Below are 13552 nucleotides of genomic sequence, written 5' to 3' on the forward strand. Positions count from 1 at the left end.
CTATTGATGCAATAAAACATATAAAAAATCTTGCTTTTGGTCTGAAAAGTGTTATATCGTTTGGTTGAATAGGGCTTTTACCCGTATATTTGCAACCGTTAAGAACAAGAAAGCGATTCCTTAGCGAAGGTGAAGCCCTTGTTTACTTCCTGAAAATCAGGAGTCGGAGAGGAATTTTCAAAATAATGCTCCGATTAAGTTTAACATAAAAATGATGATATGAAAGTAAGAGCTTATGTTCTCTTTGTTGCGGTTGCGTTGCTTGCAATGTCTGCCGGAACTAAAAACGCAAAGCCGACAGTCGGTATTAACCCTGGCGACCTTGCTCCGAGAATAGAGTCTTTAGGAAACGAGAGCAATTTCAGTTTCCAAAATCATTCGGGACGTTACACATTGCTGAATTTCTGGGCAGCTTACGATGCTGAATCGCGGGCCCGTAACGTTCAATTATGGAATGAAGTCAACAAGTTGAGTTCAGACAAGATTGCGATGTATTCGATCTCCTTGGACGAGAAAGAATCCATTTTTACCGAAACGGTAAAAGCCGACAAACTGGAAGGCACCAAGCAATTTCATGAAGAACTCGGCAGAAAGTCAGAATTGTTTGGGAAGTTTAATCTGCAGAAGGGATTCCGCAACTTCCTGATCGACGACAAGGGAGTTATTATCGCCGCCAATGTAACCCCGGAAGATCTGACAAAGGTTTTGAAGAAGAGTTAATCAGAAGATTATTAGCAAAAAAGAGCTGCTCCTGTCAAAGGGGGCAGCTCTTTTTTTTGAGGGTTCTCAGCGTTCTATGGGATCTTTTATAATCTGTTTTATCATTTCCACCACTTCGGGAACAGCCGCTTCGACCGCAGGGGTCAGTTCCATCCCGACCTCGCTGATGTCTTCGGCCGAGACGACGATCAGTTGTATATCCGGCAGCTTCTCTGTTAAAATCATCGCTTCGATCATGTCGCGGAGGCCGATTTCATGCGCACTCATCAGAGGCGGAAAGTCTGTCGCATAGCGGGGGCGGATCAGGCGGATCGTCCCCGGAGGATTCCGATCGAGAGTGGCGTCGACCATGATGATCCGATTGTAATCCTGTATCCAGCTTATCAGATGCAGCCCGCCCGTGCCGCCGTCCATCAGGGAGACGTTAGGAGGGAGTTCTTCCTTTTCGAGTGCTTTTATGACATGGATGCCGACTCCTTCGTCTTTCAACAGCAGGTTGCCGACACCCAGTACCAAGATGTCCTTATTCATTCTTGCGGGCGGATTTGGTGATGACTTCTGCATTTTCCGTTACCTCTTCCTTGTCGGCAATCTCTTCTTCGATGAACTTCCAGCCGCCGATGATGGAGGAGGTCTCACCGCGCTGTTCGATATAGTCGTGGTAGAACACCAGGTAAACATGCACGATAGCGAAAAGGATGAAGAACCACATCAGGAAATGATGGATCTCGCGAGCCATCAGGTCGCCGCCCATCAGGGGAACCGTCCAGGCGAACAACTGCGGGAAAGCCGATTCGCTCATCTTGGCATACAAGCCGAACCCGGTAATGGATTGCAGCAGGAACGCCCAGAACGTACCGAAGTAGATGACGCTTGCCAGCGCATTGTGCCCGATGCTGTCCACCGGCTTGTTCTTGATCATCAGGATGTCCACCTTGATCACTTCGAGAATCTCCTTCCACTGCGACTTTTTCAGCGGGATGAAGTTGTTCCAGCGTGCATACCGGTTCCCGACGAACCCCCAGTACAGGCGGAACACGAAGTTGAAGAAGAACACGAACGCCGCCACGAAATGGATGAAGCGCACCGTGCCGAACCAGTAGCTGAAGTTCGCCTCCGTCTCCGTCATGATGGCAGGCGGGTCGGCTATGATAAAACCGGTGATGCAGAGTATCACGATACAAAGTGCATTCAGCCAGTGGTAGATACGCACGGGAAGCTCCCATACATATACTTCTCTTAAACGTTTCTTACGACTTTTCATTGAACTGTTTTTTTAGAACGTATCCATTTGATGCACATATTTCCCCTCTTCGTCATACAGGTGCACGGCACATGCCAGACAGGGGTCGAACGAGTGGATGGTACGGAGGATTTCCAACGGCTGCTTCGGATCATGTATCGGCGTGCCGATCAAAGACGATTCATAAGCGGACAGTTTGCCTACTTCGTCGCGGGGAGAAGCGTTCCAGGTGGTCGGCACGACCATCTGGTAGTTCTTCACCTTGTTGTTCTCGATCACGATAAAATGGGCCAAAGCACCGCGGGGCGCTTCCGTCAGGCCGACGCCCTGGGCATGTTTCGGCCATGCTTCGCTTTCCCACATGTAATGGTTGACCATGCGCGAGTCGCCGTTTTCGAGGTTCTTGATCAGGCGGTCGTAAAACTCAAGCGCCCAATCGGCCGTGAGCTTCGTTTCCAATCCGCGGGCAGCCGTGCGTCCGAGGGTGGAGAAAAGCGCTTCCGCCGGCAGGTCGAGTTGCTTCAACGTGTCGTCGATCAATGATTTCTGCGGTTCCTTGCCGGCGGCATAGGCAACGATCATGCGGGCGAGCGGACCTACTTCCATCGGTTCCTCCTTCCAGCGCGGCGTCTTGATCCAGCTGTATTTATCCTCGACGTTCAGGTGCGTGTAGGGGGGGCGGGGACCTGTATAGTTCAAGTTCGTTTCGCCGTCGTACGGGTGCAGGCCGGCTTTATCTCCCTGCGTGTAGTTATACCAGGAGTGGTAGATATACTCTTTTATTTCTTCCGGAGAGTTGGCATCGACCGGATGCACCTTCGACAGGTCGCGGTCGAGGACGATCCCGCGCGGCATCTTGTAGTTGTCCGTTTCCCCGTATTCGTACATCGGGAAATCCCCGTAGGCGAGGTAGTTCTTCACGCCGCCTCCCAACTTGCTCCATTCGTCCTTGTAGACATTGGCGATCATCAGCAGGTCGGGGATATACACCTGGTCGATGAAGGTCTTCGCCTCCTGCAACTTCTGCTTGACCAGGTCCAGGCGTTCGGTGTTGATCGCGTTGGCTTCGTTCAGGTCGATGCTGCACGGCATACCGCCTACCAGGTAGTTCGGATGCGGATTCTTACCGCCGAACACGGCATGCACCTTGACGATTTCCTTCTGCCATTCGAGGGCTTCGAGATAGTGGGCGACTGCGATCAGGTTCTGTTCGGGAGTCAGCTTATAGGCCGGATGCCCCCAATACCCGTTGGCGAAGATACCAAGCTGCCCGCTTCCCACGAACTTCGTGAGCCGTTCTTTCAGCGCCGTGAAATAGCCGGTGGAGCTTTTCGGCCAGGGAGATAATTTACGGGCGAGAGCCGAAGCCTCGGCCGGATCGGCTTTGAGGGCGGAAACGACATCCACCCAGTCGAGCGCGTGCAACTGGTAGAAATGGACGACATGGTCGTGCATGTACAGCACGGCAGTCATGATGTTGCGCACCATCTGTGCGTTAGGCGGGATGACGATATCGAACGCATTCTCCACCGCCCGTACGGAACAAAGCGAATGGATGGAGGTGCACACCCCGCAAACGCGCCCTACGAACACCCAGGCGTCACGCGGGTCACGGTCTTTCACGATCGTCTCGATTCCGCGCACCATCGTGCCGGAGCTATAGGCGTCTTTGATCTTTCCGTTCTCGATATCGGCCTCGATCCGGAGATGGCCTTCTATACGGGTAAGCGGATCTACTACTATTCTTTCTGACATGGCTTTTTTGAATTAATAAGTAAGAATTAATAATTAAGAAATGGGGATCAGATGGTCGACTTGCTTTCGGGCTCGTCGTTGTCGATCAACTCTTTCTTACGGATATTGGTGGCTACGGCATGTACGGCGATACCGGCAACCGTGGCGGCACCGACAGCCAGGCCGATCTGGTCGGCAGTCGCTTCGATACCGAAACCGTGCACATCAGGCAACCGCTTGTAGAAAGGGCTCATGTCCCAGAACCCCGCTTCGCTACAGCCCAGGCAGGGATGTCCGCTCTGGATCGGGTAACTGGTGCTTTCGTTCCATTTGATGATCCCGCAGGCATTATAGGTATTCGGCCCTTTGCAACCGACCTTGTACAGGCAGTATCCCTTTTTCGCATTCTCGTCGTCGAAACTTTCGACAAACAGGCCGGCATCGAAATTGGCGCGGCGGTAACAGGTATCGTGCACGCGGCGGCTATAGAACATCTTCGGGCGTCCGAGGGCGTCGAGCTGCGGCATCCGGTCGTAGGTCAGCATATAGACAATGACGCCCGTCATGACATCGGCGATGGGAGGGCAGCCCTGCACGTTCATCAGCGGTTTGCCTTTGATCAGCTTGTGGATGGCTTTTGCCCCGGTGGGGTTCGGATTGGCAGCCTGCACGCAACCGGCGGATGCGCAGTTGCCCCACGCAATGATGGCTTTGGCCCCTTCGGCACACTCCTCGACGATCTGCATGGCGCTCTTTCCGCCGACGCAGCAATACGCCTCGTCTTTGGTCGGAATGGAACCTTCGATCATCAGGATGTATTCACCCCAATACTTCTTCATGGTCTCCTCCTTGCAGGCTTCGGCCTGGAAGCCGGAGGCGGCCATCAGCGTTTCCGTGTAGTCGAGCGAGATATTATCGAACAGCAGGTTGCCTACCGTGGGATGATAAGAGCGGATGAACGATTCGCTACAGCAGGTGCATTCCTGCAAGTGAAGCCAGATGACAGGGAGCCGGGGCTTCGTTTCCAGTGCTTTTACTACTTGTGCCACACCGCTGGATTCGAGTCCGATCAGGGCGGCGACGGTGGTACAGAATTTCAGGAAATCCCGGCGGGAGATGCCTTTCTTCAGGCATTCTTCGTAGATAGACGGTCTTTTATTTTCCATATCTTAACTTGTTAATGTTTTAACATTTATTAGTCCACATGGTGTCAAAGCCTCGGTTGATACCTGTGTCGAAGCCTCGGTTGACACTGGTAGGAGTCCCTCGGTTGACACGGGTAGGGAAGCCTCGGTTGACACAGGTGCCGATCGCCCGTTCGCTTCAGGTGTCGAAGCCGGCGTCAGCATATCCTCGGCAACTGCTCTCCGCTGAGCATATCGACAATCCGGTAGTTCCCATACTGCGTTTTCATTTTAACCAAAGGATGGCCCTTTTCCTGAATACGGCCGATGATAGCGGCGTTCTTCCCTTCCGGGCAGTTTTGCATGATGGCAAGAGCCTGTTCGGCCTTTTCTTCCGGAAGGATCACCAGCACCAGCCCTTCGTTGGCGACATAGAGCGGATCGAGCCCTAAGATCTCCGAAGCGCCGCGCACGGCATCGGGGATGGGGAGAGAGGCTTCATCCAGGACGATTTCCACACCGGCAGCCTGGGCAATCTCGTTCAACGTGCCGCTTACGCCGCCGCGTGTCGGATCGCGCAGGACATGGATTTCCTCTATATATTTTAACAACTCGCCAATCATATTGTTTAACGAAGCTGTATCACTTTTCAGATTTGTTTCAAAACCCAGACTTTCACGGGCGGAAAGGATGGTGATGCCATGCACGCCGATCGGTCCGCTACAGATGACCGCATCGCCGGGCTGCGCCCTCTCAGGAGCAATGCGGATACCTTCGGGAACGATGCCGATGCCGCTTGTGTTGATGAAGAGCTTGTCGCATTTGCCCCTTTCCACCACTTTCGTGTCGCCGGCGACGATCTGCACGCCGGCATGTTCGGCAGCCGCTTTCATCGACAAGACGATTCGCCGCAGGTCGGCGAGAGGCAAACCCTCTTCGAGTATGAACCCGGCGGTCAGGTAGAGCGGACGGGCGCCGCAACAAGCCAGGTCGTTCACCGTGCCGTTGACAGCCAGGTCGCCTATGTCGCCGCCGGGAAAGAAGACGGGGTCTACCACGAACGAATCGGTCGAGCAGGCCATCCGTCCGGCTTCTACCCGGAAGACGCATCCGTCATGGTCTTGTTCCAACAAAGGATTGCGGAAAGCAGGATAGAAGATGCTGCTTATCAGCTGGTGTGTCATCCGTCCGCCACCGCCGTGCGCCAGCAGCACGCAATCGGTATCGGATAGAGGAATGGGGCAATTTGTCGTTATCATATTCTCTGATTCTATTTATATCTATAGTAAGCTGCACAAACCCCTTCCGATGAAACCATCGGCGCACCGACCGGATGATCCGGGGTACAGAGCGTTCCGAAGAAGGGGCAGTCTTTCGTTTGTTTCGTCCCTCGCATAATAGCACCGGCGATGCACTGCCTCTTTCCCGCGCCCGACGTTTTTTTGTCATGGCGGGCTTGATCCGCCCACTCATCTCCGGTTTTACCGACCGCGCCGGGCGCGGAGAGAAGGCGTGAGGCGTCTTGCCGTGCAAAGGTCTCTTTCAACCGTAATCCGCTTTGCGGGACAATTCCGATGCCCCGCCACTCCTGGTCGCAAAGTTCCAACATCTCTTCCATCAAGGCGCGGGCCGCCGGATTCCCTTCTTCGGGTACGGCGCGCTTATAAGCATTCTCTACCTTATAGCTGCCTGCTTCCAGTTGAAGCAGGCAACGGTAAATGCCTAAAAGCAGGTCGGCCGGTTCGAATCCCGTCACGACCATCGGTGTTTTATATTTTTCGGCGAGGAGATGATACGCCCCGTTTCCGGTGATGGCGCAGACATGTCCCGCCGTCAGGAAGCCGTCGACACGCGATTCGGGATCGGACAGGATCGCTTCTATAGCGGGCGGCACAGTGAACAGGGAGGTCAGCAGGTAGAAGTTTTCCAACTTCCTCCGCATGGCCTCCTTTAATGCCATCATATGCACGGGGGCCGTCGTTTCAAAACCGATCGCAAAGAATACGATTCTCTTCTCCGGATGATTAGCTGCCAGATCGACCGCATCCAACGGAGAATAGAGCATACGGATATCCGCCCCGCGGGCCTTGACCTGCAACAGGTCTTCCCGGCTCCCCGGTACGCGCATCATATCGCCGAAAGAAGCCAGTATGACATCCGGCTGTTTGGCCAGTTCCAGTGCCCGGTCGATGATTCCGACCGGAGTGACGCAGACCGGACAGCCCGGCCCGTGAAGCAGCTTGACTTCCTCCGGCAGCATCTCCTCCAAGCGGTAGCGGGCGATGGCATGCGTCTGTCCTCCGCATATCTCCATGATATGCCAGGGCCGCGTCACTACCTGCCGGATAGCCCGGACGAGCGATTGCACTTGCTCTTTATCTCTGTATTCGTCTATGTATTTCATGGCAATGGACAATTTGATTCGTATTTAACAGTCAATTGTCAATCTCTTCAAGTCTTCCAGCGTCCCTTCCGCTTCCTCCGCATTGACGACGGAGATAGCCATACCGGCATGGGCCAGCACATAGTCGCCGATGGATACGTCGACCCACTGGACACATATATTCTTCACGATTCCGCTAAAATCCACTCTGGCCATTTTAAGCTCAGGGACGGAGTCGTCGATGCTTACTATTCTTCCGGGTATTGCAAGACACATATTAGTAAAATCTTTGTTATATTTATCTAACTTCAAAAGTAGGCAATATGTTCTGAAGAAATGTACGATATCACACATTTATATTTATCTTTCGAATAGATATAATTTATAAAGGCTATAGAAAATTGCCATCCGGCATGTTTGTGTATTCCTCGGAAAGGGATTACATTTGTCAAAACGTAAATGAAGAAGATGAAAGAAGAGGAAGTTGCCATATCGGTCCTGACCGTCCAAGGTTTAGTGCAGGGAGTAGGCTTCCGCCCGTTTATCTATCGGATAGCCAGCGAAATGGGGATATGCGGGGAAGTGGACAACCGGAATAACGGAGTCTGCATCCGGGCCGTCCTGACTTCCGGACAGCGGGATCTTTTCATCGAACGCATCCGTCGTGAACATCCGGTGGTGGCATCTATCCACCGGATAACCGTTTCGGAAAGAATCGGAACAGAAAATCCCTATACCGGCTTTCGCATTACTCCCAGCCGTTCGGAATCGGACGAAGTGACGCAGGTCGCGCCCGATATTGCCGTCTGTCCCGAATGCCTGCGTGACCGGAAGACGCAACCGCACCGCCTGCAATATCCGTTTATCAATTGTACGCACTGCGGCCCGCGCTTTTCCATCATCCGCGACCTGCCTTATGACAGGAGCCAGACGACGATGTCGGCTTTCCCGATGTGCCCGGATTGCCGGAAAGAATACACGAGGGTCAGTGACCGGCGTTTCCATGCCGAACCTGTTGCCTGCAATCGTTGCGGGCCGTCCTACTATACATTATATAATAAGGTAAAGATTACGGACTATGCGGAACTGCTCGCCCTGTCTTCCCGCCTGCTCCGGGAAGGCGAGGTGATTGCCGCGAAAGGGATAGGCGGATATCACCTGATCTGCGACGCGGAAAACGGAAAGGCGGTCGCCCGTCTCCGGGAGATCAAGATGCGGGATGGCAAACCTTTTGCCGTCATGTTCCCGGATCCGGAGAGTGCCGGCCGCTACGCTTCCTTGAATGAGGCGGAAGAAGCGTCCTTGCTTTCCTGGCGCCGCCCGATCGTCCTGGTGAAACAAATCCGGCCGTTGGCTCCGGCTGTCAATCCCGGGATGGAGACGTTGGGCTGCATGCTCCCTTATATGCCGATCCATTCCGATTGGTTCGAACAATCGGGCATACCGGCATTGGTGGTGACGAGCGGCAATATCAGCGAATGCCCGATAGCCATTACCCCCGAAGAGGCAGAAAGGCAACTGGCCGGCAAAGTCCCCCTTTTGCTCCATCATAACCGGGATATCCATAACCGCGTGGACGACTCGGTGCTACAGGTCTGCGGCGGTCAGCCCTGTTTGATACGCCGCTCACGGGGATATGTGCCGGAACCGTTCTTTGCCGATGTTCCGGTTGAAGGGATCCTGGCTTTCGGGGCCGAAAAGGTAAATACGTTTGCCTTGGGAAAGGGAGAAACGATTCTGCAAAGCCAGTATATCGGCGACCTGAAGAATTGGGAGACGTACCGGTTCTATAAGGAGTCGCTCGAACGTTTTCAGCATCTTTTCCGTTTCCGGCCGTCCCTTTTGGCCTGCGATCTGCATCCTGACTATCTTTCTTCCCGTGAAGCGGAACGCTATGCGTCGGATCTGCATCTCCCGCTGTTGCATGTGCAGCATCATCATGCGCACGCTGCCGCCTGCATGTTGGAATACGGGTTGGACGAGCCGGTAATCGCGCTTGTCCTCGACGGAACGGGATTGGGAGATGACGGCAAAGCCTGGGGCGGCGAGATTTTCCTTTGTGACCGCCGGACCTATAAACGGCTTTCGCATCTGGAATATGTACCGCTTCCCGGCGGGGATAAGGCCTCGACCGAGCCTTGGCGCATGGCGGTCGCCTGCCTGTGGCACTATTACGGAAATGAGATCCCTTTTCCTGCCGGTTTCAAGGAACGGGTAGGGGAAGCGAAGATACAAATGCTTCTGAAGATGATGGAGAAAGGGGTTAATACGCCTTATACATCCAGTGCGGGCCGGCTGTTCGATGCCGTCTCGTCCTTACTGGGTGTCTGCGATATTTCCACGCATCAGGCGGAAGCTCCCGTCAAGCTGGAACAACTGGCTTCCGATGAACATCAAAGCCGTTATTCTGTTATAATGAAAGGGGAGTCTATTTCCATGCGTCCCGTATTGGATGGGATATTGGAGGATCTTGCAGCCGGAATCCCGGTTGCGGAACTATCCGCCCGTTTCCATAATACGTTGGCATGGCTCCTGGTGGAGCAGGCTGAAACGTTCAGAAAGCAGACCGGAGCGGACAAAGTCGTGGTCTCCGGCGGCTGTTTCCAGAACAGGCGTTTGACGGAACAATTGCAGCGCATGTTTGCCGACGCCGGTATCCCGCTGTTCGTGCCGGGACGTATTCCCTGCAACGACGGAGGCATATCGGTCGGGCAACTGGCAATTGCCGCATCGCAGCCATTGGACAATTGAAAATAAATTTCCACCTTTTCCATAGGCATGAAAATTTATTTTCACCAGCATGAAACAAAAGTTTCTCCCGCATGAAAATTTATTTTCACCGGTATGAAACGATAAAAAAAACAGGTATGCATGAATTATCGATCGCTCAAAGTATTGTTCAGCTATCCGAACAACAGGCCCGCGAACATCATTCTTCGCAGATAGAAGAAGTGGAACTCGAGATTGGCCGTCTTGCCGGAGTGGAGTTGCAGACATTGGAGTTTGCTATGGAAAGTGCAGTGAAAGGCACTTTGCTCGAAAAGGCAAAGATAACCCGCCGCTATATAGACGGGGAAGGACAGTGCAGCGATTGCGAAACGGTCTTTCCTGTCGGGAATTTGTTTTCTCCCTGCCCCAATTGTGGCTCTTATCTGATAAATATCACAAAGGGGCGGGAACTTCGGATCAAATCAATTGTTATAAAATAAAAAGACAAACGCTTATGTGTGGAACTTGCGGATGCGGAGAGCATCATCATCACGAACATCATCATGACCATGATCATGAACACGGACATGAACATCATCACCATCATCACGATGAAGGAAAAGTAATAACGCTGGAACAGGATATCCTCCAGCGCAACAATCTGCTGGCCGAACGTAACAGAGGCTATTTCGAGGCGAAACATATTTTCTGCCTGAACCTGATGAGTTCGCCGGGCTCCGGCAAGACGACCTTGCTGGAAGAGACGATACGCCGGTTGAACTCCGGTGCGGTTCGCGGATTGCCCTCGCAAATCTGCGTCATCGAAGGAGACCAGCAGACCTCGAACGATGCCGACCGCATTGCCGCCCTTGACGTCCCCGTTTTCCAGGTCAATACCGGAACCGGTTGCCATCTGGAGGCCGATATGGTGAATCATGCCGTCAAGCATCTGAATCCGTCCGACGGCTCTCTCCTGTTTGTGGAAAACGTGGGCAACCTCGTCTGCCCTGCCATGTTCGATCTGGGAGAAGCGAAGAAAGTCGTTATCGTCAGTACTACCGAAGGGGACGACAAACCGTTGAAATATCCCCATATCTTTCTGGAAGCGGATATCTGCGTGATCAACAAAGTCGATCTGGCGCCTTATCTGGACACGGATGTGCAGACGCTACGGAATAATGCCTTGAAGGTAAACCATCACTTGCAAATATTCGAAGTGTCTGCGACAAAAGGCACGGGAATGGATGCCTGGTGCGATTGGTTGGTGGAAGAATGTGCAAAATGTAAATAATTTACCCCGGATTTAATGGATAAACGGATAAATAAACTATATTTGTTCCCATTCATTGAACCAAATTAATCAAAATGTCATGATTAACCGAGAATTAATTAATCCTCAGAGCATCGTTGTGGTGGGAGGATCCAATAATGTGCATAAACCGGGTGGCCGTTTGGTCCGTAATCTGCTGGACGGGAAGTATAAAGGCGATCTGTATGTCGTAAACGCCAAAGAGGACGATGTGCAGGGCCTGAAATCCTATCATTCGGTGCACGATATCCCGGAGACGGAACTGGCAGTCATCTCCATTCCCGGTCCGGCCTGCCCGGAAGCGGTGGATGTGCTTGCCAAACAGAAAAACGTTAAGGCGTTCATCGTCATTTCGGCCGGTTTCGGAGAGGAAACGCCTGAAGGGGCGGTCCTGGAAGAACAGATGCTGAAGAGTATTAACGAAGCCGGTGCTTCATTGATCGGCCCGAACTGCATCGGTTTGATGAATATGCATTATCATGGCGTCTTTACCCAGCCGATTCCCGAATTTCATGCGGACGGAGTCGATTTCGTTTCCAGTTCCGGCGGTACGGCGCTTTTCATTATCGAATCGGCATTGACGAAAGGACTTCGTTTTTCTTCGGTATGGTCTGTCGGCAACTCCAAGCAGATCGGAGTGGAAGAGGTGATCGAATATATGGACCGCAACTTCGACCCGGTCCTTGACTCTAAAATAAAGATGCTCTATATCGAGCAGATCAAAAATCCGGACAAGCTCTTGTACCATGCTTCTTCCCTGATCCGCAAAGGCTGTCATATCGCAGCCATCAAAGCGGGCAGCACGGATGTCGGCAAACGTGCCGCATCTTCCCACACGGGAGCGATCGCCAGTTCGGATTCGGCAGTGGAAGCCCTGTTCCGCAAAGCCGGCATCGTGCGTTGTTTCAGCCGTGAAGAGTTGACGACCGTTGCCAGCATCTTTACATTGAAAGAAGTGAAAGGCAAGAACTGTGCGATCATCACGCATGCCGGAGGTCCTGCCGTCATGCTGGCGGATGCCTTGGAAAAGGGACGGCTGAACGTTCCCAAACTGGACGGCCCGCTTGCCGCGGAATTGAAATCCAAGCTTTATCCGGGAGCCGCCGTCGGCAATCCGATCGATATCATCGGTACAGGTACTCCCGAACATCTTGCCACCGCTATCGATTTCTGTGAAAACCGTTTTGAAGACATCGACCTGATGATGGTTATCTTCGGCAGTCCGGGATTGGTAAAACTATACGATACTTACGAAGTGCTTCATAAGAAAATGGAAGAGTGCAAGAAACCGATTTTCCCGGTATTGCCATCCATCGTAACGGCTGGCCCGGAAGTGAAAAGCTTCGTGAAGAAAGGGCATGTGAATTTTTCGGATGAAGTGACGCTTGGGACGGCCCTTTCACGTGTGATCAATACGCCGAAACCGATGAGCACGGATATTCAGTTGTATGGCGTCGATGTTCCCGAAGTCCGCCGTATTATCGACCGTTTGCCGGGCAGCGGCTATTTGAATCCCGAAGAAGTCCGTACCTTATTGAAAGCGGCTCACATTCCTTTGGTGGAAGAATTCACATCGACCGACCGCGACGAACTGGTTGCTTTCGCCAAGAGGGTGAAGTTCCCGGTTGTAGCCAAGGTTGTCGGCCCTATACATAAGAGCGATATGGGTGGCGTCGCCCTGAATATCCGCAGTGAAGAACATCTGATTTTCGAATATGAACGGATGATGCGTTTGCCGGATGTAAAGGCCGTCATGGTACAGCCGATGTTGAAAGGGCAGGAGTTGTTCTTAGGGGCCAAGTATGAAGATCGTTTCGGTCATGTCGTGCTTTGCGGTCTGGGAGGCATTTTTGTTGAAGTGCTGAAAGACGTGTCGTATGGCCTGTCGCCTTTGTCGTATGATGAAACTTATTCCATGATCCGTTCTTTGCGCGGTTATCCTATTATAAAAGGTACGCGCGGCCAGCAGGGAGTGGATGAACAGCAATATGCGGATATCATAGTCCGCCTGTCCACCTTGCTCCGCTTTGCATCCGAAATCAAGGAGATGGACATCAATCCGCTTGTTGCCACCCAGCGCGGGCTGTTTGCCGTTGATGCGCGTATTCGGATCGAGAAGTGACGAAAACGGTGTAATGCCCTGATATTAAACAGCCTGTATTCCGAAAGTCTGACAGAATGCTTTCGGAATACAGGCTGTTTCTTTTAGGCTTTAAAAATTCCCGCACGCAAATGTAGTAATTAACCGGATATGATGGTAAAAAAGAGTTGTAAAACATCTAAAATTAATTAACCATACATGCAAATGCGATCTTTAAATAGCATATATT

At 52.4% G+C, this 13552-nt stretch carries 12 protein-coding genes; 5 read left to right on the plus strand and 7 right to left on the minus strand.

The window, feature by feature from the left end:
* Window positions 1-219 precede the first annotated feature (219 nt).
* Complete coding sequence (locus tag RDN79_RS05800) at window positions 220-720, plus strand: thioredoxin-like domain-containing protein (RefSeq protein ID WP_298549471.1); 501 nt, start codon at window positions 220-222, stop codon at window positions 718-720.
* A gap of 66 nt (window positions 721-786) precedes the next feature.
* Here the strand turns inward: RDN79_RS05800 and RDN79_RS05805 are convergent, their stop codons facing one another.
* The 7 genes from RDN79_RS05805 to RDN79_RS05835 form a co-directional block, all read right to left on the minus strand.
* Complete coding sequence (locus RDN79_RS05805) at window positions 787-1251, minus strand: hydrogenase maturation protease (protein WP_298549469.1); 465 nt, start codon at window positions 1249-1251, stop codon at window positions 787-789.
* Complete coding sequence (gene cybH, locus RDN79_RS05810; protein WP_298549467.1) at window positions 1244-1984, minus strand: Ni/Fe-hydrogenase, b-type cytochrome subunit; 741 nt, start codon at window positions 1982-1984, stop codon at window positions 1244-1246. The genes RDN79_RS05805 and cybH overlap by 8 nt, the downstream gene beginning before the upstream one ends.
* A 12-nt stretch (window positions 1985-1996) precedes the next feature.
* A complete protein-coding gene (locus RDN79_RS05815) occupies window positions 1997-3718 on the minus strand; it encodes a nickel-dependent hydrogenase large subunit (RefSeq protein ID WP_298549464.1) in 1722 nt (573 codons plus the stop codon).
* 47 nt (window positions 3719-3765) lie between these two features.
* Window positions 3766-4863 carry a hydrogenase small subunit gene (locus RDN79_RS05820; RefSeq protein WP_298549463.1) on the minus strand — a complete coding sequence of 366 codons (1098 nt, stop codon included), beginning with the start codon at window positions 4861-4863 and terminating at the stop codon, window positions 3766-3768.
* A 176-nt stretch (window positions 4864-5039) separates the two neighbouring features.
* The gene (hypE, locus tag RDN79_RS05825) at window positions 5040-6080 is read right to left on the minus strand and encodes a hydrogenase expression/formation protein HypE (RefSeq protein WP_298549462.1); all 1041 of its coding nucleotides are present in this window, start codon (window positions 6078-6080) and stop codon (window positions 5040-5042) included.
* Between the two features lie 11 nt (window positions 6081-6091).
* Entirely contained in the window at window positions 6092-7225 is a 1134-nt protein-coding gene (gene hypD / locus RDN79_RS05830) for a hydrogenase formation protein HypD (RefSeq protein WP_298549461.1), read from the minus strand.
* A 24-nt stretch (window positions 7226-7249) separates the two neighbouring features.
* Window positions 7250-7480 (minus strand): HypC/HybG/HupF family hydrogenase formation chaperone, encoded by a 231-nt coding sequence (locus RDN79_RS05835; RefSeq protein WP_298549460.1) that lies wholly within the window; start codon window positions 7478-7480, stop codon window positions 7250-7252.
* A gap of 192 nt (window positions 7481-7672) precedes the next feature.
* On the opposite strand from RDN79_RS05835, the gene hypF reads away from it, so the two are divergent.
* From hypF to RDN79_RS05855, 4 genes are all read left to right on the plus strand, one after another.
* Complete coding sequence (gene hypF / locus RDN79_RS05840) at window positions 7673-9955, plus strand: carbamoyltransferase HypF (RefSeq protein WP_298549509.1); 2283 nt, start codon at window positions 7673-7675, stop codon at window positions 9953-9955.
* Between the two features lie 116 nt (window positions 9956-10071).
* Complete coding sequence (gene hypA, locus RDN79_RS05845; protein WP_298549458.1) at window positions 10072-10413, plus strand: hydrogenase maturation nickel metallochaperone HypA; 342 nt, start codon at window positions 10072-10074, stop codon at window positions 10411-10413.
* A gap of 14 nt (window positions 10414-10427) precedes the next feature.
* Window positions 10428-11204 carry a hydrogenase nickel incorporation protein HypB gene (gene hypB, locus RDN79_RS05850; RefSeq protein ID WP_298549456.1) on the plus strand — a complete coding sequence of 259 codons (777 nt, stop codon included), beginning with the start codon at window positions 10428-10430 and terminating at the stop codon, window positions 11202-11204.
* A gap of 79 nt (window positions 11205-11283) precedes the next feature.
* The gene (locus RDN79_RS05855; RefSeq protein ID WP_298549454.1) at window positions 11284-13344 is read left to right on the plus strand and encodes an acetate--CoA ligase family protein; all 2061 of its coding nucleotides are present in this window, start codon (window positions 11284-11286) and stop codon (window positions 13342-13344) included.
* Window positions 13345-13552: the final 208 nt, after the last annotated feature.

The organism is uncultured Parabacteroides sp. (assembly GCF_902493135.1).
Taxonomy (GTDB): domain Bacteria; phylum Bacteroidota; class Bacteroidia; order Bacteroidales; family Tannerellaceae; genus Parabacteroides.

Bases quoted from the DNA above. Each gene is read 5' to 3' on its own strand.
- RDN79_RS05835 (WP_298549460.1), bottom strand. From the start codon at position 7,480: ATGTGTCTTGCAATACCCGGAAGAATAGTAAGCATCGACGACTCCGTC.
- hypF (WP_298549509.1), top strand. From the start codon at position 7,673: ATGAAAGAAGAGGAAGTTGCCATATCGGTCCTGACCGTCCAAGGTTTA.
- hypD (WP_298549461.1), bottom strand. From the start codon at position 7,225: ATGAAATACATAGACGAATACAGAGATAAAGAGCAAGTGCAATCGCTC.
- cybH (WP_298549467.1), bottom strand. From the start codon at position 1,984: ATGAAAAGTCGTAAGAAACGTTTAAGAGAAGTATATGTATGGGAGCTT.
- hypB (WP_298549456.1), top strand. From the start codon at position 10,428: ATGTGTGGAACTTGCGGATGCGGAGAGCATCATCATCACGAACATCAT.
- hypA (WP_298549458.1), top strand. From the start codon at position 10,072: ATGCATGAATTATCGATCGCTCAAAGTATTGTTCAGCTATCCGAACAA.
- RDN79_RS05800 (WP_298549471.1), top strand. From the start codon at position 220: ATGAAAGTAAGAGCTTATGTTCTCTTTGTTGCGGTTGCGTTGCTTGCA.
- hypE (WP_298549462.1), bottom strand. From the start codon at position 6,080: ATGATAACGACAAATTGCCCCATTCCTCTATCCGATACCGATTGCGTG.
- RDN79_RS05820 (WP_298549463.1), bottom strand. From the start codon at position 4,863: ATGGAAAATAAAAGACCGTCTATCTACGAAGAATGCCTGAAGAAAGGC.
- RDN79_RS05855 (WP_298549454.1), top strand. From the start codon at position 11,284: ATGATTAACCGAGAATTAATTAATCCTCAGAGCATCGTTGTGGTGGGA.
- RDN79_RS05815 (WP_298549464.1), bottom strand. From the start codon at position 3,718: ATGTCAGAAAGAATAGTAGTAGATCCGCTTACCCGTATAGAAGGCCAT.
- RDN79_RS05805 (WP_298549469.1), bottom strand. From the start codon at position 1,251: ATGAATAAGGACATCTTGGTACTGGGTGTCGGCAACCTGCTGTTGAAA.